The 23,160-nt window shown below is 63.9% G+C and carries 22 protein-coding genes; 14 read left to right on the top strand and 8 right to left on the bottom strand.

The genetic code is table 11. The annotated features are described in order from the left end of the window. Positions 1-49: 49 nt before the first annotated feature. On the top strand, positions 50-1,366 hold the full coding sequence (locus tag J4P02_RS16640; RefSeq protein ID WP_426192142.1) for a bifunctional DedA family/phosphatase PAP2 family protein: 1,317 nt from the start codon (positions 50-52) through the stop codon (positions 1,364-1,366). Positions 1,367-1,396: 30 nt separating this feature from the next. Here J4P02_RS16640 and J4P02_RS16635 read toward each other — a convergent pair whose 3' ends face one another. Genes J4P02_RS16635 through J4P02_RS16625 form a run of 3 tightly spaced genes read right to left on the bottom strand, consistent with a single transcriptional unit; the run spans position 1,397 to position 3,073 of the window. Further along, positions 1,397-1,987: an LON peptidase substrate-binding domain-containing protein gene (locus J4P02_RS16635; RefSeq protein WP_426192140.1), complete on the bottom strand. Its 591-nt coding sequence runs from the start codon at positions 1,985-1,987 to the stop codon at positions 1,397-1,399. A gap of 10 nt (positions 1,988-1,997) precedes the next feature. Continuing rightward, positions 1,998-2,714 (bottom strand): LrgB family protein, encoded by a 717-nt coding sequence (locus J4P02_RS16630; protein WP_426192138.1) that lies wholly within the window; start codon positions 2,712-2,714, stop codon positions 1,998-2,000. Continuing rightward, on the bottom strand, positions 2,711-3,073 hold the full coding sequence (locus tag J4P02_RS16625; RefSeq protein ID WP_426192136.1) for a CidA/LrgA family protein: 363 nt from the start codon (positions 3,071-3,073) through the stop codon (positions 2,711-2,713). The genes J4P02_RS16630 and J4P02_RS16625 overlap by 4 nt, the downstream gene beginning before the upstream one ends. Positions 3,074-3,253: 180 nt before the next feature. Here J4P02_RS16625 and J4P02_RS16620 point away from each other — a divergent pair, with 180 nt between their 5' ends. The 3 genes from J4P02_RS16620 (at position 3,254) to J4P02_RS16610 (ending at position 6,201) form a co-directional block, all read left to right on the top strand. Beyond that, positions 3,254-3,709: a MaoC family dehydratase gene (locus tag J4P02_RS16620; protein ID WP_426192134.1), complete on the top strand. Its 456-nt coding sequence runs from the start codon at positions 3,254-3,256 to the stop codon at positions 3,707-3,709. Between the two features lie 103 nt (positions 3,710-3,812). After that, entirely contained in the window at positions 3,813-5,531 is a 1,719-nt protein-coding gene (locus tag J4P02_RS16615; protein ID WP_426192132.1) for a C13 family peptidase, read from the top strand. 28 nt (positions 5,532-5,559) lie between these two features. Beyond that, positions 5,560-6,201: an oxidoreductase gene (locus J4P02_RS16610; RefSeq protein WP_426192130.1), complete on the top strand. Its 642-nt coding sequence runs from the start codon at positions 5,560-5,562 to the stop codon at positions 6,199-6,201. A 63-nt stretch (positions 6,202-6,264) separates the two neighbouring features. On the opposite strand, the gene J4P02_RS16605 is transcribed toward J4P02_RS16610, so the two are convergent. The 4 genes from J4P02_RS16605 to J4P02_RS16590 form a co-directional block, all read right to left on the bottom strand. Next, entirely contained in the window at positions 6,265-6,546 is a 282-nt protein-coding gene (locus J4P02_RS16605; protein ID WP_426192128.1) for a YceK/YidQ family lipoprotein, read from the bottom strand. Continuing rightward, positions 6,539-7,171 carry a flavin prenyltransferase UbiX gene (ubiX, locus tag J4P02_RS16600; protein WP_426192126.1) on the bottom strand — a complete coding sequence of 211 codons (633 nt, stop codon included), beginning with the start codon at positions 7,169-7,171 and terminating at the stop codon, positions 6,539-6,541. The genes J4P02_RS16605 and ubiX overlap by 8 nt, the downstream gene beginning before the upstream one ends. After that, positions 7,168-8,517 (bottom strand): UDP-N-acetylmuramate:L-alanyl-gamma-D-glutamyl-meso-diaminopimelate ligase, encoded by a 1,350-nt coding sequence (gene mpl, locus J4P02_RS16595; RefSeq protein WP_426192124.1) that lies wholly within the window; start codon positions 8,515-8,517, stop codon positions 7,168-7,170. The genes ubiX and mpl overlap by 4 nt, the downstream gene beginning before the upstream one ends. Positions 8,518-8,641: 124 nt before the next feature. Continuing rightward, positions 8,642-10,570, bottom strand: a complete 1,929-nt coding sequence (locus J4P02_RS16590) for a sigma-54-dependent Fis family transcriptional regulator (protein WP_426192122.1) — start codon at positions 10,568-10,570, stop codon at positions 8,642-8,644. Positions 10,571-11,000: 430 nt separating this feature from the next. Here J4P02_RS16590 and exaC point away from each other — a divergent pair, with 430 nt between their 5' ends. The 10 genes from exaC to ppa all read left to right on the top strand — a co-directional run bounded on the left by exaC (position 11,001) and on the right by ppa (position 22,967). Further along, the gene (gene exaC, locus J4P02_RS16585; RefSeq protein WP_426192120.1) at positions 11,001-12,521 is read left to right on the top strand and encodes an acetaldehyde dehydrogenase ExaC; all 1,521 of its coding nucleotides are present in this window, start codon (positions 11,001-11,003) and stop codon (positions 12,519-12,521) included. 176 nt (positions 12,522-12,697) lie between these two features. Next, entirely contained in the window at positions 12,698-13,978 is a 1,281-nt protein-coding gene (gene eutH, locus J4P02_RS16580) for an ethanolamine utilization protein EutH (protein ID WP_426192118.1), read from the top strand. A gap of 25 nt (positions 13,979-14,003) precedes the next feature. Beyond that, the gene (locus tag J4P02_RS16575; RefSeq protein WP_426192116.1) at positions 14,004-15,440 is read left to right on the top strand and encodes an ethanolamine ammonia-lyase reactivating factor EutA; all 1,437 of its coding nucleotides are present in this window, start codon (positions 14,004-14,006) and stop codon (positions 15,438-15,440) included. Between the two features lie 29 nt (positions 15,441-15,469). Continuing rightward, entirely contained in the window at positions 15,470-17,665 is a 2,196-nt protein-coding gene (locus J4P02_RS16570; RefSeq protein WP_426192114.1) for an ethanolamine ammonia-lyase, read from the top strand. A gap of 51 nt (positions 17,666-17,716) precedes the next feature. After that, the gene (locus J4P02_RS16565; RefSeq protein WP_426192112.1) at positions 17,717-19,111 is read left to right on the top strand and encodes an ethanolamine ammonia-lyase subunit EutB; all 1,395 of its coding nucleotides are present in this window, start codon (positions 17,717-17,719) and stop codon (positions 19,109-19,111) included. An 11-nt stretch (positions 19,112-19,122) separates the two neighbouring features. Next, positions 19,123-19,947, top strand: a complete 825-nt coding sequence (gene eutC / locus J4P02_RS16560; RefSeq protein WP_426192111.1) for an ethanolamine ammonia-lyase subunit EutC — start codon at positions 19,123-19,125, stop codon at positions 19,945-19,947. A gap of 107 nt (positions 19,948-20,054) precedes the next feature. Next, positions 20,055-20,513: a GNAT family N-acetyltransferase gene (locus J4P02_RS16555; protein ID WP_426192109.1), complete on the top strand. Its 459-nt coding sequence runs from the start codon at positions 20,055-20,057 to the stop codon at positions 20,511-20,513. Positions 20,514-20,725: 212 nt separating this feature from the next. Then, positions 20,726-21,382 (top strand): DedA family protein, encoded by a 657-nt coding sequence (locus tag J4P02_RS16550; protein ID WP_426192107.1) that lies wholly within the window; start codon positions 20,726-20,728, stop codon positions 21,380-21,382. 5 nt (positions 21,383-21,387) lie between these two features. Beyond that, on the top strand, positions 21,388-22,200 hold the full coding sequence (locus J4P02_RS16545) for a zinc-dependent peptidase (RefSeq protein ID WP_426192105.1): 813 nt from the start codon (positions 21,388-21,390) through the stop codon (positions 22,198-22,200). A 239-nt stretch (positions 22,201-22,439) separates the two neighbouring features. Further along, positions 22,440-22,967, top strand: a complete 528-nt coding sequence (ppa, locus tag J4P02_RS16540; protein WP_011063696.1) for an inorganic diphosphatase — start codon at positions 22,440-22,442, stop codon at positions 22,965-22,967. A gap of 72 nt (positions 22,968-23,039) precedes the next feature. On the opposite strand, the gene J4P02_RS16535 is transcribed toward ppa, so the two are convergent. After that, positions 23,040-23,160, bottom strand: a 121-nt coding sequence (locus tag J4P02_RS16535) for a transposase (RefSeq protein WP_141228961.1), incomplete at its 5' end; no start/stop codon positions are given.

Genomic DNA, 23,160 nt, shown 5'->3' with positions numbered 1-23,160 from the left:
CGCCACCACGCATCCCCCTTCAGATACCCATCAACAATGGAGTGACCCCATGGGCCCATGGCTCGACAGCCTGACCGCCTGGCTGACCAGCAACCCACAGTGGCTGGCCGTTGCCATATTCATCGTTGCCTGCGTGGAGTGCCTGGCGATCGCCGGCATCATTGTCCCGGGCACGGTGCTGCTGTTCGCCATCGCGGTATTGGCCGGCAATGGCGCGCTGTCCCTGGGTGAAACCCTGTTGCTGGGCTTCTGCGGCGGCCTGTTGGGAGACTTGGTGTCCTACCTGCTGGGGCGACGCTTCCACCAGAGCATCCGACGCCTGCCTGGCCTGCGACAAAACCCGCAGTGGATCAACGGTGCCGAAACCTACTTTCAGCGCTATGGCATCGCCAGCCTGCTGGTTGGGCGCTTTATCGGCCCACTGCGCCCCATGCTGCCGATGGTGGCCGGGATGTTCGACATGCCCTTCGCCCGCTTCGTCGCGGTCAGCCTGCTGGCCGGTGCCGGCTGGTCGGTGGCCTACCTGCTGCCGGGCTGGGCCACTGGCGCGGCGATTCGCCTGCCACTTCCGCAAGGTTTCTGGCCACAGGCCGGCCTGGTGGTCGGCAGCCTGGCGCTGCTGCTTGGCCTGAGCATCAACAGCAGCCTGCGTCAGCATCGCCGAGCCACCTTGCTGATGTCCGGCCTGAGCCTGCTGATGCTGGCCGGGTTGTTTATCGGCTACCCCCACCTGACTCAGCTCGACCAGGGGCTGGTCGCCCTGGTACAGGAACACCGTGACCCGGCCCTGGACCGGATCATGGTGATGGTCACCCAGGTCGGCGAGTTTCGCGCCATGTTCATCATCAGCGCGGTGCTGACCCTGTTGCTGCTGGCCCTGCGTCAATGGCGACATGCCGTGTTCGCCGGTGCCACCCTGCTGTTCACCGCCCTGGCCAATACCGCCTGCAAGCACTTGTTCGCCCGGGTGCGCCCTGAAGTGCTGAGCGATCCGCTCACCAGTTTCAGCATGCCCAGCGGCCACTCCTCAGGCGCCTTCGCCCTGTTCCTGGCGCTGGCCGTACTGGCCGGCCGTGGCCAGCCACCCAGAATGCGCCTGACCTGGCTATTGCTGGGCTGCCTGCCAGCGGCGGCAATCGCCCTGTCGCGGGTGTACCTGGGGGCGCACTGGCCCACCGATATCCTCGCCGGCGCCCTGCTCGCGGCCGGGGTCTGCGCCGCCAGCCTGACCCTGGTGCAATGGCCGGCGCCGCTCAAACCGATGCCGGCCAAGGCCTGGTGGCTGGTGCTACCGGTGATGTTGCTGATGTGCGGATTTATGGCGGTGCGGCATCTGCCTCATGCGCTGCTGCGCTACGCCTATTGAGAACACCCGCCACGGGCGACGGCCCGTGGCTCATGCAAAGAGCTCGCCTTGCAATTCATCCAGCAGTTGCTGGATGGCATCCAGGCGCTGTTGCGGGTCATCCAGTTGCAGCAGGTCGATCTTGTCCAGTTCGGAAAAAGGCAGCAGATAGGCCAGCTGATTGGCCAGGGACAACTGCCCCTCGGCCTCGCTGCCCATATCCAGAGCCTCCACCATGGGGTGCTCGGCCAGGGCCTTGAGCAAGGCCACCAGGTCGGCGTCCTCCTCCTGCAAGGGCTGCTCGGCAGCCTCTTGCAACCACTCCACCTCAGCCAGGGTCAGCTGGTCTTTCTGCACTTCGCTGCTGAGCACGCGAAAGCGCCGGCCACCCTTGACCCTGATCCCCAGCAGTCCGTTGTCCTGCTGATGGAAGTCGGTAATCAGCGCTTCGCAGCCCACCAGGGCATAACCCGGCGCTGCAGTACCCACTTCCTCGCCGTCGAGAATGCACACCACGCCAAAACCGCAGCCCTGCTTCATGCAGCGGCCGATCATGTCCAGGTAACGCGCCTCGAAAATCTGCAGATCGAGAATGCAGTTGGGAAACAACACGGTATTCAGCGGAAACAGCGCCAGGCTCATACACCCATCCTTAAACCAGCAACGACACCGCCAACGGCAACAGCACCGCTGTGGCCACACCCATCAGACTCATCGCCAGCGCCGCGAAGGCGCCACACTCGTCGCTTTCCTGCAAGGCCACCGAGGTGCCCACCGCGTGGGCGGTCATGCCCAGGGCCATGCCTCGCGCTTCCGGCCCATGGACCCCCAGGCGATCGAGAATGCTCGGCCCGAAGATCGCCCCGATCACCCCGGTGATCAGCACGAACACCGCCGCCAGCGCCGCGACGCCACCAATCTGCTCGGCCACCAGCATGGCGATCGGCGACGTCACCGACTTGGGCGCCATGGTCATGAGGATCATGTGCTCGGCGCCAAACCACCAGCCCAGCAGCACGCCCAGGCTGGTGGCCAGAACCCCGCCCACCACCAGCGTAGTCAAGATCGGCCAGAACAATTGGCGGATGCGCCGCAGGTTGAGGTACAGCGGCACCGCCAGGGCCACGGTGGCCGGGCCCAGCAGAATGCTCAGGAACTCGGTGCTCTTGCGGTACTCGGTGTAGCTCAGCCCGCAGCCCAGCAGCACACCGATCACCAGCAGCATGGATACCAGCACCGGTTGCAGGAATATCCAGCGGGTCTTCTCGAAGGCCGCCAGCACCAGTTGATAGGCGCCCAGGGTGATGCCAATACCGAACAGAGGATGGTGGATCACTGCCGCCCAGGCACCCTGCCAATCCAGAATCATCGGCCTTCCTCCCCCGGCCCCTGGCGCTTGACCAGGCGCTGCATCAACACCCCGACAAAGGCCATGGAGATCACCAGCGACAGCACCAGCGCACCGCTGATGGCCCAGAAATCCGCGGCGATATCCCGGGCATAAACCATCACTCCCACCGCCGGCGGCACCAGCAGCAAGGGCAGATAACGCAACAGGCTGCCGGCGGCCTGGCTCAGCGGTTCGCCCACTTCACCGCGCACCACCAGGAATACCAACAGCAGCAACAGGCCGATGATCGGTCCCGGAAGCACGGGCAACAGCAAGTGGTTGAGCGCCGTCCCGAGCAATTGGAACAGCACCAGCCATGTCAAACCGCGTAGCAACATACCGCCTCTCCCCGCCAGATCCCGTGGCGCATTATAAGCACGCAGCCGCTATGAATCGGCATTCGCCAAAAGCATGGATGTTTACCGGGCCGGATCGCCATGATGATCTACAGTGGTTATTTCAGAGCGCAAAGCGCTGGGTCCGCCACTTAAAAAACCGTTGAACCAAGGAGTGTCTCAATGCCCTATGTTCCTGTTGCAGAGCTCAAAGATTATGTCGGGAAGGAACTCGGACGTTCGCCGTGGCTCACCATCGACCAGGAGCGTATCAACCTGTTTGCCGAAGCCACGGGCGACTTCCAGTTCATTCACGTCGACCCGGTAAAGGCCGCGAAAACACCGTTTGGCGGCACCATCGCCCACGGTTTCCTGACCCTGTCGCTAATCCCCAAGCTGATGGAAGACATCCTGGTACTGCCCCAGGGCCTGAAGATGGTGGTGAACTACGGCCTCGACAGCGTGCGTTTCATCCAGCCGGTGAAGGTCGACTCCAAGGTGCGGCTCAAGGTCGAACTGACCGATGCCACCGAGAAGAAACCCGGCCAGTGGCTGCTCAAGGCCACCGCCACGCTGGAGATCGAAGGCGAGGAAAAACCCGCCTACATCGCCGAGCCACTATCGCTCTGCTTCGTCTGAAATAACCCCGATGCGAAACAGCTCACGCTGTTTCGCATAACCTCTCTATATATAAGTCGCATCGCTACGGCATACTCGGTCCCCTAAATTTCCGGAACCCGTTATGCGCCCATTTGTACCCCTGCTCCTGACCCTATTGCTCAGTGCCTGTGGCGACGGCGAATCGCTGTTGCCGCCCGATGCCCGCCTGCCCGATGGCGGTCGTTATCGCGGCGACCTGGTCAATGGACTGCTGCAGGGCCAGGGCCGCATCGACTACCCCAACGGCAGTTGGTACGCCGGGCAGTTCGACAAAGGCCAATGGCATGGCCAGGGCGAGTGGCACGGCAGCAATGGCGAGGTCTATCGCGGCCAGTTCCAGCAGGGGCTATTCCATGGCCAAGGCACCCTGACCACCAAGGACAGCAACTACAGCGGCGGTTTCAGGCTCGGCCGCCGGGATGGCGAAGGCACCCTCAAAGAAGACGGCATGACCTACCGCGGCGAGTTCAAGGCCGACCTTTACTCGGGCCTGGGTCGCCTGGAACTGGAAGACGGCAGCCAATACCAGGGGCAGTTCGCCAAGGGCAAACCCAATGGCGAAGGCCAGCGCAGCGATGGCAGCGGCAACCAGTTCAGCGGCCATTTCGTCAACGGCCAGCTGGAAGGCAACGGCACCTTCAACAGCGCCGAGGGCGATATCTATGTCGGCGGCTTCAAGCACAACCAGCTCAATGGCAAGGGGCGCTACGAGAACTCCGACGGCGACGTCTGGATCGGCCAGTTCAAGGAAGGCGCCCTGGGGGGCAAGGGCGAGCTGATCGGTGCCGACGGCAGCCACTATATCGGCGGCTTCAGCGACTGGCGCTTCAGTGGCGAAGGGCGCCTCAACCTCAGCGACGGCAGCTTCTATATCGGCGGTTTCGACAGCGACAACTATCAGGGTCGCGGAGTCCTGGTGCTGCGCGACGGCAGCGTGCAAAGCGGCGTGTGGAGCAATGGCCTGCGGGTTCGCGATGCCGACGGCAAATTGCTCCCCGACCCACTGGAAAGCGCCCTGCTGGTCCAGGGCCAGTTGCTCAAGGAGGCCCTCGATGCAGTGCCCGCCTCCACCCCGGGTATCAAGCTCTACAGCCTGACCCTGGCCGGCGACGGCAAGCAGAGCGTGTTTCTGCGTGAGGCCGACTACGTCAGCAACATGCTCGCCAGCCGCTTCGGCGCCTTTGGCCAGGTGCGCCTGGTCAACCACCGCGACCACATGATGAACCGCCCCATGGCCACCCGGGAAAACCTGCGGCGCGCGGCCCAGGCCCTGGCCGAACGCAGCGCCGCCGATGACCTGGTGTTCATCTACCTGACCAGCCACGGCACCAGCGAGCATGAACTGGTGCTCGACCAACCGCGCATGGAGCTCTCCGACCTGCCGGCCGACGAGCTGGCCAACGCCCTGGCGCCCTTGAAGAACCGCGACAAGATCATCGTCATATCCTCCTGCTACTCCGGCGGTTTCATCCCCGCCCTCAAGGATGAGCGCACCCTGATCATGACCGCCTCCCAGGCTGATCGAGTGTCGTTTGGCTGCTCGGAAGAAGCCGACTTCACCTACTTCGGCGACGCCCTGTTCGCCCAGGCGCTGAACCAGACCGACGACCTGGAACATGCCTTCAAGCTGGCCCGGGCCACAGTCGCCGAACGCGAACAGGCCGATGGCTTCGAAGCCTCGGAACCACAGATCTGGGCACCCAAGGGGGTCATCGCGCACTGGCAACAATTGCGCAAGCAGCAGGCACGAAAAGCCCTGCAAAGTGTCTCTACAGGCAGCAAGGAAACACAGAGCAACTAAGCTGAAACCGTATCAAGGGGGAATGACTATGTACTTGACGCCTCAGCATATCCTGCTCGCCGGCGCCTCCGGCCTGACCGGAGAGCAACTGCTCGATCGCCTGCTCAACGAACCCACCATCACTCGCGTTCTCGCGCCCAGCAGACGCCCGCTGAGCGAACATCCGCACCTGGAAAACCCGGTGGGCGAGCCAGCGTTGTTGCTGCCGCAACTGAGCGGCAAGGTGGACATCGCCTTCTGCTGCCTAGGCACCACCCTCAAGCAGGCCGGCTCCGAAGCGGCCTTTCGCGCGGTGGACCTGGACCTGGTGGTGGCCTTCGGCAAGCGTGCCCGGGAAATGGGCGCACGCCACCTGATAGTGATCAGTGCCCTGGGCGCCGATCCTAAGTCGTCGATCTTCTACAACCGGGTCAAGGGCGAGATGGAGGAAGCACTGAAACAACAGGGCTGGCCACAACTGACCATCTGCCGACCCTCACTGCTGCTAGGGGATCGAATCGAACCGCGCCTGGGGGAACAACTGGCCGGCCCCTTGTCGCGACTGATTCCGGGCAAGTACCGCGGTATCGAAGCCTGCCAACTGGCCCGGGCCATGTGGCGCCTGGCCCTGGAAGAACAGAACGGCACGCGGATAGTGGAGTCCGACGAGCTGCGTAAACTGGGCAAATGAATCATTCGCGGCAGCCGGCTCCTACCGAGTTGTGTAGGAGCAGGCCTGTCGGCGAAGCGCTCGCTACAACCCACCCGTCGCCTGAAACCCCACCCCAAGAACCGTGAGCACCGACAACGGCAGCAACAGTGTGTCGAGCAACGCGCTGGCCGGCAGGTCCACCCCCGGATAGCTCGGTGCCTCGGCGCCAAAACGATCCATGGCGCAACAGCCGCCCTGCATGGCGTAGAGATCCAGGCGGGTGCCGGAGTACACCACCGGCGCCCCGGGTTGCGCGGCATTCAAGGTACGGGCCGTGGCACAGCCACCCAGTTGCAAGGCCGCCAACAGCAAGGCTTTATTCATCACTGCTCAAATGATGCTCGCCCCAGCGCGGCAGCATGTCCTGGGGAATGTTCAGCAGGTTGAGAATCCGCGCCACGACAAAATCCACCAGGTCATCGATGGTCTGTGGCTGATGATAGAAACCCGGCGAGGCCGGCAGGATGGTCACCCCCATATTCGACAGCTTGAGCATGTGCTCCAGATGGATGCTCGAATAGGGCGCTTCACGCGGCACCAGGATCAGTTGCCGACGCTCCTTGAGGGTGACGTCCGCGGCGCGCTCGATCAGGTTGTTGCAAGCCCCGGTGGCAATCGCCGACAGGGTGCCGGTGGAACACGGCACCACCACCATGGCCGCTGGCGAGCCGGAACCCGAGGCCACCGGAGACATCCAGTCTTCCTTGCCATAGACACGGATCTGCCCCGACGCCGCGCCGGTGTATTCGGTCAGGAAGGCCTGCATCAGCTGCGGCTTGGGCGGCAGCGTCACATCGGTTTCCGTGGCCATGACCAACTGCGCGGCCTTGGAGATCAGGAAGTGCACTTCCCGATCCTCCCGTACCAGGCAATCCAGCAGGCGCAAACCGTACTGCGCGCCAGAGGCGCCAGTCATCGCCAGGGTGATGCGTTCCGGGCCGTTGCTCATTGCAGCGCCTCGGCCAGCTTGCCGTGCAGGCCGCCGAAGCCGCCGTTGCTCATGATCACCACTTGGGTGCCCGGCTTGGCCTGGCTCTTCACCCGCTCGATGATGCCTTCCAGGGAGTCGCTGACAATCGATGGCACCGTGCACTGGGCCGCGGTGGCCGCCAGGTCCCAGCCCAGGTTGGGCGGTGCATACCAGATCACCTGGTCGGCCTGGTTGACGCTTTCCGGCAGCCCGTCACGGTGCGCGCCGAGCTTCATGGAGTTGGAGCGCGGCTCGATGATGGCGATCACCGGTGCCTCGCCAACCCGCTTGCGCAGGCCGTCCAGGGTGGTGGCGATGGCGGTCGGGTGATGGGCGAAGTCGTCGTAGATGGTCACGCCCTGCACTTCGGCCACCTTCTCCATGCGCCGCTTGACGCTCTTGAATGCGCTCAAGCCGGCAATGCCCATGGCCGGCACCACGCCCACATGGCGAGCGGCGGCCAGGGTGGCCAGGGCATTGGCCACGTTGTGCTGGCCGGTCAGTTGCCACTCCACCACGCCCTGGCTTGTGCCCTCGAACAGCACCTCGAAAGCCGAACCGTCTTCACTGAGCAACTTGGCCTGCCACTGGCCACCGGCACCGGTGGTGTGCACCGGGGTCCAGCAGCCCATCTCGATCACCCGCTGCAACGCCGGTTCGGTGGTGGGATGAATCACCAGGCCCTCGCTGGGGATGGTGCGTACCAGGTGGTGGAACTGCCGCTCGATGGCCGCCAGGTCCGGGAAGATATCCGCGTGGTCGAATTCGAGGTTGTTGAGGATCGTGGTGCGTGGACGGTAGTGGACGAACTTCGAGCGCTTGTCGAAGAAGGCGCTGTCGTATTCGTCGGCCTCGATCACGAAGAACGGCGTGTCGCCCAGGCGCGCCGAGACCGCGAAGTTCTGCGGCACGCCGCCAATCAGGAAACCCGGGCTCATGCCCGCATGCTCCAGCACCCAGGCCAGCATGCTGCTGGTGGTGGTCTTGCCATGGGTCCCGGCTACCGCCAGCACCCAGCGGCCTTGCAGCACATGGTCGGCCAGCCATTGCGGGCCGGAGACATAGGGCAGGCCCTTGTTCAGTACATATTCCACCGCCGGGTTGCCCCGGGACATGGCATTGCCGATCACCACCAGGTCGGGGGCCGGGTCCAGCTGGGCCGGATCGTAGCCCTGAGTCAGCTCGATGCCCTGGGCCTGCAACTGGGTGCTCATCGGCGGATAGACGTTGGCGTCGGAGCCGGTGACGTGATGGCCCAGCTCTTTGGCCAGAACCGCCATCGACCCCATGAAAGTGCCGCAGATACCGAGAATATGGATGTGCATAGTCGACCTCATAAAACGTCGGCGCAGGTTAGCCTAGAGGGCCGCAAATCGCACCCTTTAGCTGATCAACCGTTGGCGGGCAGATGCCGGCAGAGGCTGCTCTGGCGCAGCCTGCCGCCAGCGGCTACAGGTCGTTGCGGGCGATGGCGTGCTTGCGCAGCTTTCTATAGAGGGTGTTGCGGCTGATGCCCAGTTGCTCGGCGGTGTGGGTCATGTGCCAGCGCTGTTGTTCCAGAGCCGCCAGCAGGGCCAGGCGCTCGGCATCTTCCAGGGGCCGCTCCGGCACTTCTTCAAGCGCAGTGCTGAGCACAACCGGGCGCTGCTGGCGGATCAAGGCCGGTAGATCATCCATGCCGATACGGGTGTCTTCACACAGGGCGGCCAAGGTCCGCAGTACATTGCGCAATTGCCGCACATTGCCCGGCCATTCGTAGCTCAACAGCGCCTGGCGGGCTGCCGGGTCCAGGGTCAGCGGCTGCCCGGCCGCCTCTTCGCCCAGGATAAAGTCCAGCAACTGGGATTTGTCGCTGCGCTCGCGCAGTGCCGGCAGGGCGATCTCCAGGCCATTGAGGCGGTAGTACAGGTCCTCGCGGAAACTGCCACTGCGCACCCGCTCCAGCAGATCGCGGTGGGTGGCACTGATGATGCGCACATTGACCGCCTGCGGCTCGCCACCGATGGGCACCACCACACGCTCTTCCAGCACCCGCAGCAAGCGGGTCTGCAGGGCCAGGGGCATATCGCCGATCTCATCGAGGAACAGGGTGCCGCCATCGGCCTGCTGCAGCTTGCCGCGCATGCCTTCCTTGCGCGCACCGGTGAAGCTGCCACCGCGGTAGCCGAACAGCTCGCTCTCAATCAGGCTTTCTGGAATCGCCGCGCAGTTGAGGGCGACAAAGGCTTTTTCCGTGCGGGCGCTGCCCTGGTGCACAGCCTTGGCGAAAGCCTCCTTGCCGGAGCCGGTCTCGCCATTGATCAGCAGCGGCACATCACGCTCGAACACCCGCAGCGCGCGACGGAAATCCTTCTGCAGGCCTTCGTCACCAAGGCAGATGCCCGTGCTCTTCGCGGCCGGCGCCACCACCGGCAGGCGCAGTGCCGGTTGCATGGCCGGTGTGGCCTGGCCGCGCAACAAGGCAAACAGAAGACGCCCATCCCGGGTGCGCAATGGCCAGCTGGCGCTGGCGTTGGGGCTGGCGCGGTGAAGCAGCTCATCCAGGGAGCAGTCGAAAAAGCTCTCCACCGGCTTGCCCAGCAGGCCGCCACGGATATGCCCCAGGAGATTCAGCGCGCTCTGGTTCACCGCGCAGATCCGCCCTTCTCCATCGAAAGCCAGCAGCCCCTCGCTGAACAGGCCCACCGACTCGGCCTGCAGATGAAAGCGCAACAGCCACTGGTTCTCGAAATAGCGCAGGAAATAGCAGCTCTCGATCATCTTCGCCGAGAGATTGACCAGGGCCATGGTGTGGAACTGGCTCTGCCGGGAGACGTCCTGGCGCGCCGACGACACATCCAGCACCGCCAGCAGCTCGCCGTGAGGGTCGAACACCGGGCTGGCGGAACAGGTCAGCCCGGTGTGCCGGCCGCGAAAGTGTTCGTCCTGATGGATGGTCAGCGACTGGCGTTCCACCAGGCAGGTGCCGATGCCATTGGTGCCCTCGCGGGCCTCGCTCCAGTCGGCACCGAGCCAGAGCCCGGCATGCTCGAAAATCTTCCGTTCGCTGGGTGCGGTGATGCAGTTGAGGATCACCCCGCGGGCATCGGTCAGCAGCACCGCATGACCGGCGCCGGACAACTGCTGGTGCAGGTTGCTCATCTCGTTGCCGGCAATCTGCAGCACATCGCGCAGGCGCTCGCGGCTCTCCAGCAGGCGCCCATGTTCGAGCACCGAGGGCGCCATGACCTGGGACGGGTCGAGGTGATAGTCCTCGAGGCAGCGCAACCAGGAACGGGCGATCGAAGGATCGCTTCCGGGCCCTTGCAAGTGGGCCTTGCCCTGAGCCACCGTCAGTACCTGCTGGGCATGTCGAGTCAAATGATTACTGCTGTGCATTTCTTATTCTTCTCCTGCTGCGCTGTCACGCAAGGACCCTCTAGCTGCTGCCGAAGGCTGCAAGCGCGAGCCAAAGGAGCGGGAAATCCTGTCTTGAGCCGGGCCTGCCGAGGGATCTCCAGCGGCGCCAGCAGCCACAGATCCTGCAGATCTGTCCGACAAGATTCGGCACGCGGACCAGCATCCTCCAGCCGCTGCAGCATTGCAATGCCGGCTTGACCCGCAAGTCACAGCTTGCGCCAAAAGGGTTACAAACTGTCACTTCGGCCTGCGCCAGAACTGTCACAGAGCGCCTGCAGCCCGACCTCGAAACATCCGCAAACCCTTGATCCAGATGGCTCGCGCCACACTGGCCCGACCTTTGCTCTACGCTAGGTATGCGCAATAGCGCGTCCTCCCCCATAAGCATAAAAGCCAGGAGATACCCACCATGCGTTACGCACACCCCGGTACTGAAGGCGCTATCGTTTCGTTCAAGAGCAAGTACGGCAACTACATCAACGGCGAATTCGTCGCGCCGGTCAAAGGCCAGTACTTCACCAATACTTCGCCGGTCAATGGCCAGCCCATTGCCGAATTCCCTCGCTCCACCGCCGAAGACATCGACAAGGCGCTGGACGCCGCCCATGCCGCCGCCGATGCCTGGGGCGCCACTTCGGTGCAGGCCCGTTCGCTGATCCTGCTGAAGATCGCCGACCGCATCGAACAGAACCTCGAGCTGCTGGCCATTACCGAAACCTGGGACAACGGCAAGGCCGTGCGCGAGACCCTGAACGCCGACATTCCCCTGGCCGCCGACCACTTCCGCTACTTCGCCGGTTGCCTGCGGGCCCAGGAAGGCAGTGCTGCAGAAATCGACGGCAACACCGTGGCCTACCACATCCATGAACCCCTGGGCGTGGTCGGGCAGATCATCCCGTGGAACTTCCCGATCCTGATGGCCGCCTGGAAACTCGCCCCGGCCCTGGCCGCCGGCAACTGCGTGGTGCTCAAGCCCGCCGAGCAGACCCCACTGGGCATCAGCGTGCTGATGGAAGTGATCGGCGACCTGCTGCCGCCAGGCGTGCTCAACGTGGTGCAAGGTTTCGGCCGCGAAGCCGGTGAAGCCCTGGCCACCAGCAAGCGCATCGCCAAGATCGCCTTCACCGGTTCCACCCCGGTGGGCTCGCACATCATGAAATGCGCCGCCGAGAACATCATTCCGTCCACCGTGGAGCTGGGCGGCAAATCGCCGAACATCTTCTTCGAAGACATCATGCAAGCCGAGCCGGCCTTTATTGAAAAGGCCGCCGAAGGCCTGGTGCTGGCGTTCTTCAACCAGGGCGAAGTGTGCACCTGCCCATCCCGCGCCCTGGTGCAGGAGTCGATCTACGACGAATTCATGCAGGCGGTGATGAAGAAGATCGAGCAAATCAAGCGCGGCGACCCGCTGGACACCGACACCATGGTCGGCGCCCAGGCCTCCGAGCAGCAGTTCGACAAGATCCTCTCCTACCTCGACATCGCCAAGAACGAAGGCGCGCAGCTGCTCACCGGCGGCAAGGTGGAGAAACTCGAAGGCGACCTGGCGACCGGCTACTACATCCAGCCGACCCTGCTCAAGGGCACCAACAAGATGCGCGTGTTCCAGGAAGAAATCTTCGGCCCAGTGGTGAGCATCACCACCTTCAAGGACGAAGCCGAAGCCCTGGCCATTGCCAACGACACCGAGTTCGGCCTGGGCGCCGGGGTCTGGACCCGCGACATCAACCGCGCCTACCGCATGGGCCGCGGGATCAAGGCCGGCCGCGTGTGGACCAACTGCTACCACCTGTACCCGGCCCACGCCGCGTTCGGTGGCTACAAGAAATCCGGCGTCGGCCGTGAAACCCACAAGATGATGCTCGACCACTACCAGCAGACCAAGAACCTGCTGGTGAGCTACGACATCAACCCACTGGGCTTCTTCTGATCCATCCTCCCGGCGACCCAGGTCGCCGGGAGGCCTCCTGCGGCCTGGCCGCACCTGTACACCTGCTCTGATCCGGTGCCGACGGCTTGCCGGACGGGACACTGCTGTCGGAAGTTCTGCGCCAAACCAGTCGTGCACAGACCCTGCTTGAAAAACAATAACAAGGGACAAACGCAATGGATCAGATCGGCAACTACGTGCTCTACCTCATCATGCTCTGCGCCGTACTCGGCGCCTTCGCCGCCATCTATGACAGCGAGCGAGGCCTGGGCAAGGAATTCATGGAAGGCATCCACGCCACCGGCTACATCTTCGTACCGGCCGCGGGCATCATGGCCTCCATCCCCTACCTGACCGTGGTCATCGAGACCGTGTTCGGGCCCTTCTTCAATTCCCTGGGCGCCGACCCGGCCCTGGCGGCGACCATGATCATCGCCTCGGACATGGGCGGCTATCAGCTGGCCTCGGCCCTGGCCGCCAGCAAGGAAGCGCTGGTGATGGCGCTAATCACTGGCTTCATGGGCGGTGCCACCATCGTCTTCTCGATTCCCATGGGCCTGGCCATGCTCGACAAGCGCGACCACAAGTACATGGCCCTGGGGATCATGTCCGGCATCCTCACCATTCCGGTGGGGGTGATGATCGCCAGCCTGATCCTGGCCTTCAGCAACCCGGTGGTGCGCGAGCTGGTGAGCACCAACGGCGAGGCCAGCTACCAACTGGCCCTGGGCCTGGGCAGCATCTTCGCCAACCTGCTGCCGATCCTCATCTTCGTGGTCGCCCTGGCCCTGGGCCTGCGCTTCCTGCCGGACATGATGATCAAGGGCTTCATCATTTTCGGCCGGGCCATGGACGCGGCGATCAAGCTGGTGCTGGTGTTCTCCATCGTCGAGTACTTCACCGGGGCGTTCTCCGCGGTGTTCGGCGGTTGGGGCTTCCACCCGATCATCGCCGACGCCCATGACCAGACCCGCGCCCTGGAGACCGCCGGCTACATCGGCATCATGCTGGCCGGCGCCTTCCCCATGGTCTACCTGCTGCGCAAATACCTGGGCAAGCCCCTGGAGAACCTCGGCGGCAAGGTTGGCCTCAGTGCCGTGGGCAGCGCCGGCATGCTGGCGACCATCGCCAATATCCTCGCCATGTTCCGCCTGGTGCGCTTCATGCCGCCCAAGGACAAGGTGGTGAATATCGCCTTCGGCGTGTGCGCGGCGTTCCTGCTGGGGGACCACCTGTCGTTCACCGCCAACTTCCAGCCGACCATCATCCTGCCGGTGCTGATCGGCAAGATCAGCGCCGGCTTCGTCGCCGTGGGCCTGGCCTACTGGCTGTCGGTGCCCAAGGCCCTGCAACTGGAGGCCCAGGACCGGGCCGCCGGCATCATTGCCCCCGGCGAGTACCTGGGCGGCAGCCCGGTGGACACTCCGGAACCCGCAGGCCAGAAGGCAACCGCCTGATTCCGGCGCGGCGAGGAACGCCTGCATGCAAGCCACAACGGGCGGCGCAAGGGTATTGCTGCTGGGGCTGGACTTCGGTTCCACCACCAGCAGCGCGCTGATTGCCGAGGCCAGCCTCAGCAGCCACTGCGTCACTGGGCGCATGGCCCTCAACGAACCCCGGGTGCTGTTTCGCGGCGACCCGGTGTTCACCCCGTTCAAGGAGCAGATGATCGATGCGGCCGCCATCCAGGGGCTGATCGAGACCTGGCTCGAACAGGCCGGCGTGCAGCCCGGGCAGCTGTTTTCCGGCGGGGTGATCATCACCGGCCTGGCAGCCCGGCGACACAATGCCCAGGCCCTGGCGCAGCTGGTGGGGCAGTTGATCGGCAACGCCCTGATCAGCCGCGCCGATGATGGCGGCCTGGAATCCTGGCTGGCGTTCATGGGCAGTTGTTCGGCCCTGAGCCGCGTGCATCCGCAGCAACCGCTGCTCAACCTGGATATCGGCGGTGGCACCACCAACGCCGCCTGGGGCCTGGACGGCAATGTGCTGGCCAGCGGCTGTCACTTTATTGGTGCCCGGCATTTGCAATTCGAACCGGGCAGTTATCGCCTCAGTGGCGTGTCGGTGTTCGGCCAGGCCCTGCTCGATCACCTGGCAATCAGCAAGGCGTGCGGGCAAGTCCTCGAACGCCCCGAGCTGGATGCGCTGATCAATTGGTACATCGACGCCCTGGTCGCCCTGGTCGAAGGTGACCGCCGTTTCTTTACCAGCCCGCTGGGCCGGCTGACCGAGCAACTGCCGCTGATCCTTCCTGAGCACCCGGCCACCCCGGCCCTGACCTTTTCCGGCGGTGTTGGCGAGTTGCTCTATCGTCACCTGCAAGGCGAGCCGATGCCGGGCACCACTCACTACGGCGACCTGGGCATCGACTTGGCCCTGGCCATCGCCCGCCACCCCAGGTTGACGCAGCACGCCAAGCGCCTGGTGCCGGAAAACCGCGGCCGGGCCACGGTCTACGGCCTGACCCTGCACAACACCGAAATATCTGGCAGCACCCTGTTCCTGCCCCGCCCCGAGGTGCTGCCGCTCAAGGACCTGCCCATAGTCGCGCGGTTGCCCATCAGCGCCACCCGGCAACAACTGGACGACGCCCTGGCGCTGGCCCTGGGCAGCCGCGACGGCGCCTGCCTGCAATTGCTCGATGGCGGCCAGGCACCGGGGCTGGATCTGATCCGCCAACTGGGCGGGCGGCTGTGCCACGCCCTGGAGCAGGCTGCGGCCGATCCTCAATGGCCGCTGGTGCTGCTGGTGGAAAGCAATGTCGCCAAGGTCCTGGGCAACTACGCCACGGATTGGGGGCGCAGTTCTTGCAACCTGATCGTCATCGATGAAGTGCGCGAGCGTTCGGCGCACTTCATCAATCTGGGAAAACCCCATCAGCACATAGTGCCCGTCGCCTTCTACGGCGTGCACTGATGCCGATGCCGGCCAAGGAGAGTCTTGCCATGTCACTCACCGCACTCCAGCAGATCCGTCTTCCCGCCGTGCCAGCCGAGCGTGCCTACGGCACCCGGGTGCTGGATCGCGATATCCACTTCGCCAACCTCAAGGCGGTGCTCGGCGCTGCCGACATCAGCAAGGCCGGGGATCGTGTGGCGGGGCTTGCCGCAAAGGATGAAATCACCCGCGAGGCGGCGCGCAAGGTGCTGTCGGAGCTGACCCTGGCACACTATTTCGAGCACCCGCTGACTGATCGCCACGGCCGTATCGACAGCGTCATGCAGGTCAACTACGACATCGATCAGCAGGTATTCGAAGAGATTGCCGGGCTGACCCTGGGCGCCCTGAAAGATCGCCTGCTGCGCAGCCACGGCACGGAAATACGCCGGATCGGCACGGCCCTGACGGGAGTCATGGTGGCCGCCCTGGCCAAGCTGCTGGATGTGCACGAACTGATCCTGCTGTCGAAAAAGCTCAAGAGCGGCGCCGCCGCCAAGGCCCGCACCCTGGTGGGCCTGCCTGGCACCCTGTCCTCGCGCCTGCAGCCCAACCACCCCACCGACAACCTCAGCGGCATCACCCTCTTGGTGTACACCGGCCTGAGCATGGGTTCGGGAGATGCGCTGATCGGCCTCAACCCGGCCATCGACACGGTGGACAACATCAGCGCCACCTTGCGCCACCTGGACAAGCTGCGCCGGGAAACCGGAGCACCGACGCAGATCTGCGTGCTGTCCCATATCAAGACCCAGCTGGCCTGCCTCGACCAGGGCGCGCCGGTGGAAATCATGTTCCAGAGCCTGGCCGGCACCGAACGCACCCTGACCGATGAGTTCGACGTCACCGTGCAACTGCTGGACCAGGCCTGGCAGACCATGGCCGAACGCGGCCCGCTGCGCGAGGTGGCGGAAAACTTCATGTACTTCGAGACCGGCCAGGGCAGCGAGCTGACCTACGGCAAGCACGAAGGCATCGACATGACCACTTGCGAAGCCCTGTGCTACGGCCTGGCACGGCGCTACCGGCCGTACATGGTGAACAACGTCACCGGTTTCATCGGCCCGGAAACCCACCTCGACAACTTCGAAATGACTTACGCCTGCCTGCAGGACCAGTTCATGGGCAAGCTGCTGGGCCTGCCCATGGGCATGGCGCCCTGCTACACCCTGCATTCGCAAGTGACCCTGGAAGGCCAGCAGATGGCCACCGAGCTGCTGACCGCCGCCGGCGCCAACTTCTTTATGGACGTGTACCTGAGCACCGACCGCATGCTCGCCTACTTCGACACCAGCGCCCACGACAACCAGACCCTGCGCGAAGTCCACGACCTGGCGCCGGCGCCGGAATACCTGCGCTGGGCCCTGGGCAAGGGGATTTTCCAGGAGGACGCCCACGGCAATGTCGAGCGTGGGCCGAACTGGGGTAACCCGCGGATCTTCTGCGCCTCGGACATCGACTTCCAGCGCCTGCTGGAGTCCACCCCGGCCACCTACGGTTTCGACAATGCCGGGCCACGCCCGGCCAACACGGTGTCGCGCACCGTACGGGCCAACCTGGCGGTGGCCCGGGAGGCGATCTACGTCGACCTGCGCCCCACCGAGATCGGCAGCATCCCCCTGCGCGAACTGCGCACCGCCGCCCCGGACAAGCTGGCCCACCTGCAAGACCCGGAGCTGGGGGCGCGGCTGACCGAAGAAGTGCTGCGGCGCCTGCAGCCCGAGTATCAGGACGTGCAGATCGTGATTTCCGATGGCCTCAGCGCTGAGGCCATCCACCACAACATCCCCGAGCTGCTGCCGGTGCTGCTGGATGGCCTGCGCAGCCGCAAGCTGCGGATCGGCCAGCCGATCCTGGCGCCCTATGGCCGGGTCAAGCTGGCGGAATCGGTGGGCGAAGCCCTGCAACCGCAGCTGATCATCGTGCTGATCGGCGAGCGCCCCGGCGGCGATGCCCTGGCCTCGCGGAGCATGTCCGCCTACCTGGGCTACCGCCTGCCGGACGACAAGGCGCGCCAGGCCGCCGCGCAATTCAGCGGCAACCCGGACATTGGCTACGAATACACAGTGATCTCGAACATCTACAGCGGCGGCCTGCCACCGCTGGAAGGCGGCAGCCTGGTGGCGGAAAAGGCCTTTGCCATCCTCCACCACCGGGCCGCCGGCAACCGCCTGGAAAACCTGCTGAAGAAGGTGGCATCCTGATGATCCGCCAGCACTCGGCAACGCCCCTACATCGTTGAAACGGAGACTGAGATGGCCCAATTTTCCCACAGCGTAGGTACTCAGACCTATCGCTTCGACAGCCTCAAGGAAGTCATGGCCAAGGCCAGCCCGGCCCGTTCCGGGGACTTTCTGGCCGGCGTCGCCGCCCTCAACGACGGCGAGCGGGTGGCCGCGCAGATGACCCTGGCGGACATCCCCTTGAAGCACTTTCTCGAAGAAGTGCTGATCCCCTATGAGTCCGACGAAGTCACCCGGCTGATCATCGACAGCCATGACAAAAGCGCCTTCGCCGCGGTCAGCCACCTGACCGTCGGCGGCTTTCGCGACTGGCTGCTCAGCGATGCCGCCGACGAACAGAGCCTGCGCGCCCTGGCCCCGGGCCTGACTCCGGAAATGGCCGCCGCGGTATCGAAGATCATGCGGGTGCAGGACCTGATCCTGGTGGCGCAGAAAATCCGCGTAGTGACCCAGTTCCGCGGCACCCTGGGCCTGCGCGGGCGCCTGTCCACCCGCCTGCAGCCCAACCACCCCACCGACGAGCCGGCGGGCATTGCCGCGAGCATTCTCGACGGCCTGCTGTACGGCAATGGCGATGCCATGATCGGCATCAACCCGGCTACCGACAGCATCGCCTCGATCTGCGCCATGCTGGAAATGCTCGACGCCATCATCCAGCGCTACGAGATCCCAACCCAGGCCTGCGTGCTGACCCACGTCACCACCTCGATCGAGGCGATCAACCGGGGCGTGCCGCTGGACCTGGTGTTCCAGTCGATTGCCGGCACCGAAGCGGCCAACGCCAGTTTCGGCATCAACCTCAACGTGCTCCAGGAAGGCTACGAGGCGGGCCTGAGCCTGAACCGCGGCACCCTGGGGCAGAACCTGATGTATTTCGAAACCGGCCAGGGCAGCGCGCTGTCGGCCAACGCCCACTTCGGCATCGACCAGCAGACCTGCGAAACCCGCGCCTATGCCGTGGCCCGGCACTTCAAGCCGTTTTTGGTGAACACCGTGGTGGGCTTCATCGGCCCGGAGTACCTGTACAACGGCAAGCAGATCATCCGCGCCGGCCTGGAAGACCACTTCTGCGGCAAGCTGCTGGGCGTGCCCATGGGTTGCGACATCTGCTACACCAACCACGCCGAAGCCGATCAGGACGACATGGACAACCTGCTGACCCTGCTGGGGGTGGCCGGGATCAACTTCATCATGGGCATCCCCGGTTCCGACGACATCATGCTCAACTACCAGACCACCTCTTTCCATGACGCGCTCTACGCCCGCCAGACCCTGGGCCTGAAGCCTGCGCCGGAATTCGAGCAATGGCTGGCCCGCACCGGAATCTTCACCCAGGCCGACGGCAAGGTGCATTTCGGCAACAACCTGCCACCGGCCTTCCGCCAGGCACTGGCGCAGCTGGGATAAGGAACAGGCTTATGCAAAAACATCCAACCGACTCGCAAAACCCCTGGCTGGAACTGCGCCGCCTGACCCCGGCACGGATTGCCCTGGGCCGCACCGGCACCAGCCTGCCCACCGGAGCCCAGCTGGACTTCCAGTTCGCCCACGCCCAGGCCCGCGACGCCGTGCACCTGCCCTTCGACCACGCAGGCCTCAGTGCCCAGCTGGCCGAACGCGGGCGTGACAGCCTGCTGCTGCACAGCGCCGCCACTGACCGCCACAGCTACCTGCAACGCCCCGACTTGGGGCGCCGGCTCAGCGATGAATCGGCCCAGGCCCTACGTGACTATGCCAGCGCCCACCCTGGCGGGGTCGATCTGGCGGTGGTGGTGGCCGACGGCCTGTCAGCCCTGGCGGTGCATCGCCATACCCTGCCGTTTCTGGCGCGCATGGAGGAGCAGACCGCTGCCGAAGGCTGGTCGCTGTCGCCGGTGATCCTGGTGGAGCAGGGCCGGGTGGCGGTGGCCGACGAGATCGGCCAGCTGCTGGGCGCCAAGATGACGGTGATTCTGATCGGCGAGCGTCCGGGGCTCAGCTCGCCCGACAGCCTGGGTCTATATTTCACCTATCAGCCGAAAGTCGGGCTGACCGACGCCTATCGCAACTGCATTTCCAATGTGCGTCTGGAGGGACTGAGCTACGGCATGGCCGCCCACCGTCTGCTGTACCTGATGCGTGAAGCCTGCCGCCGGCAATTGTCCGGTGTGAACCTGAAAGACGAGGCGCAAGTACAGACACTGGACAGCGATTCGCCCACGGACATGAAGGGCAACTTCCTTCTAGGCCCGCCCAAAGCGTGATTTTGCGAGACGATTGCGCTTTTTCGCCGCTTTGGGCAGCATCGCAACACGGCTGCCCGAGTCATCCAACCTGTGCCGTCACATCCACTTGAAGTTGAGAGCCACCCATGCGGATTACTCAAGCAACCCTCGAGCACCTGGATCTGTTGACCCCGTTATTCGTCAAATACCGCGAATTCTACGGCGCCCTGCCCTACCCGGACTCGTCCCGGGCCTTCCTGGAAAAACGCCTCAGACGCAAGGAGTCGGTGATCTACCTGGCCCTGGCCGACGATGACAACAGCAAATTGCTGGGTTTCTGCCAGCTGTACCCGAGTTTTTCCTCGCTGTCCCTCAAGCGCGTATGGATCCTCAACGACATCTACGTCGCCGAGGACGCCCGGCGCCAATTGGTGGCCGACAACCTGATGCGCACGGCGAAGAAAATGGCCAAGGAAACCAACGCCGTACGCATGCGAGTGTCTACCAGCAGCGGCAATGAAGTGGCCCGCAAGACCTATGAATCCATGGGTTTTCGCGAAGACACCGAGTTCAAGAACTACATCCTGCCCATCAGCGAAGACTGACTCGACAGACGGCGGCCTGCGGGCCGCTTTGTCATGGTTGCCAACAGCTTTCGGACCGAAACGCCCCGCTACAATCTGAACGCGCATTTCACCTTTCAGTCTTTATAATGCCGATCTTTCCGGTTCGTAAGAAAAGCTGCATCTCCTTGTAGTCCCTTTCTCCGACTTATCGCACAGGCCTGCCGAGCCAGGCTGTCACCACAGGTGCCTCCATGGATTTCAACCCGATCGACCTAATCCTTCATCTCGATGTTTACCTCGATATGTTGGTGACCAACTACGGGACCTGGATCTACGCCATCCTGTTCGCGGTGATCTTCTGCGAAACCGGCCTGGTGGTGATGCCCTTTCTGCCGGGCGACTCCTTGCTGTTCATCGCCGGCGCGGTGGCCGCCGGTGGCGGCATGGACCCGGTGCTGCTGGGCGGCCTGCTGATGCTGGCGGCGATCCTTGGCGACAGCACCAACTACGTGATTGGGCGCACCGCCGGAGAACGGCTGTTCAGCAACCCCGATTCGAAGATCTTCCGCCGCGACTACCTGCAGAAAACCCACGACTTCTACGACAAACACGGTGGCAAGACCGTCACCCTGGCGCGTTTCCTGCCGATCATCCGCACCTTCGCGCCGTTCGTCGCCGGCGTGGCGCGCATGCCCTATCCGCGCTTCTTCGCCTTCAGCGTGGCCGGCACCATTCTCTGGGTCGGCGGCCTGGTGACCCTGGGCTACTTCTTCGGCAACGTGCCCTTTATCAAGAAGAACCTGTCGTTGCTGGTGGTGGCGATTATCTTCCTGTCCCTGGTGCCGATGATCATTGGCGTGCTGCGCAGCCGCCTGGGCCGCACCAGTGAAAAGGCCGAGACCCGCTAAGCCACATGTGGTCCCTCAGCGCCTGGCGCCGCAAGCGCCGGCTGGCCAGGCATCCGGTCAGCGATGAAACCTGGCGCCGGGTGCGCCAGCAACTGCCCTTCCTCGATGGCATCAGCGCCACCGAGGACCAGTGGCTGCGGGAAGCCAGCGTGCTGTTTCTTGCCGACAAGCACCTGAGCGCCTTGCCCGGGGTGGAGTTGCACCAGGAACAGCGCCTGCTGCTGGCAGCCCAGGCCCAGTTGCCGCTGCTGCACCTGGGCGACCTGAACTGGTACCAGGGCTTTCACGAAATCATTCTCTACCCCGACGACTTCCTCAGCCCCCAGCGGCACCGCGACGCCAGCGGTATCGAGCACGAATGGGACGCCGAACACAGCGGCGAGGCCTGGCAGCAGGGCCCGATCATCCTCGCCTGGCCAGGGGTGCAAGCCAGCGGTGGCTGGGAAGCCTACAACCTGGTGATCCACGAGCTGGCCCACAAGCTGGACATGCTCAATGGCGATGCCAACGGCCTGCCGCCCCTGCACAGCGACATGCGGGTCAGTGACTGGGCGCAGGTGATGCAGAGCGCCTACGACGACCTCAATCGCCAGCTCGACCACGACCCTGACGCCGAAACCGCCATCGACCCCTATGCCGCGGAAAACCCGGCGGAGTTCTTCGCCGTGACCAGCGAATACTTCTTCAGCGCTCCAGACCTGCTGGTGGCGGCCTATCCGAAAGTCTATGAGCAACTGCAGCTGTTTTATCGGCAGAATCCATTGGCCCGGCTGCAGCAACTTCAGGCTGAAGATCCGGTCTATCAAGCGCAGCACTAATCTCCAGCCACGCTCATGCGTTGTTCATCTGACGGCGGCCCGAAAGGCAACCAGCCCTCTACCGACCAGTGGCCAAACCACCGGTCGCTGGGGCAACCCGAACACGCTGGCGAGGCAGTACAACCAAGGTTCTACGACCCTTGGCACGTGGCATCGGTAACGGAGTGTGTCTATAATCGCCGCCACTTTTTTGATCAATCCGGCCAAGTCATTTGGTCAACCAACGGGGGCAACGCCCAATGAGCTACAGCAAGATTCCAGCGGGCAAGGACCTGCCGAACGACATCTACGTCGCGATCGAAATCCCGGCCAACCACGCGCCGATCAAGTACGAAATCGACAAAGACAGCGACTGCCTGTTCGTTGACCGCTTCATGGCCACCCCGATGTTCTACCCGGCCAACTACGGCTTCATTCCCAACACCCTGGCCGACGACGGCGACCCCCTCGACGTGCTGGTCGTGACCCCTTATCCAGTGGCGCCAGGCTCGGTGATCCGTGCCCGTCCAGTGGGCATCCTGAACATGACCGACGACGGCGGCGGCGATGCCAAGGTGATCGCGGTTCCTCACGACAAGCTGTCCCAGCTGTATGTCGACGTGAAGGAATACACCGACCTGCCAGCCCTGTTGCTGGAGCAGATCAAGCACTTCTTCGAGAACTACAAGGATCTCGAGAAAGGCAAGTGGGTGAAGATCGACGGTTGGGGCAACGCAGACGCCGCCCGCGCCGAGATCCTGAAGTCGGTTGCCGCCTATAAAGGCTGAGCAGCAGCGTTGAGCTTCGAGCGACAAGCTGCAAGAAAGAGCCCCGAGTGATCGGGGCTTTTTTGTGGTTCTTCACGGATTACCGGGAAAGACGCTCTTGATCTTCATAAAAAAGAATTCGCTATCCCGGTAACCGTACGCCATCCGTTTGATGACCTTTATTCGATTGTTTATCCCTTCCAGTTGCCCCGTG

The organism is Pseudomonas sp. NFXW11, assembly GCF_049887815.1.
Classification (GTDB): domain Bacteria; phylum Pseudomonadota; class Gammaproteobacteria; order Pseudomonadales; family Pseudomonadaceae; genus Aquipseudomonas.
The sequence above is the reverse complement of the archived record's forward strand: the minus strand, read 5'-3'. Positions and strand labels throughout refer to the sequence as shown.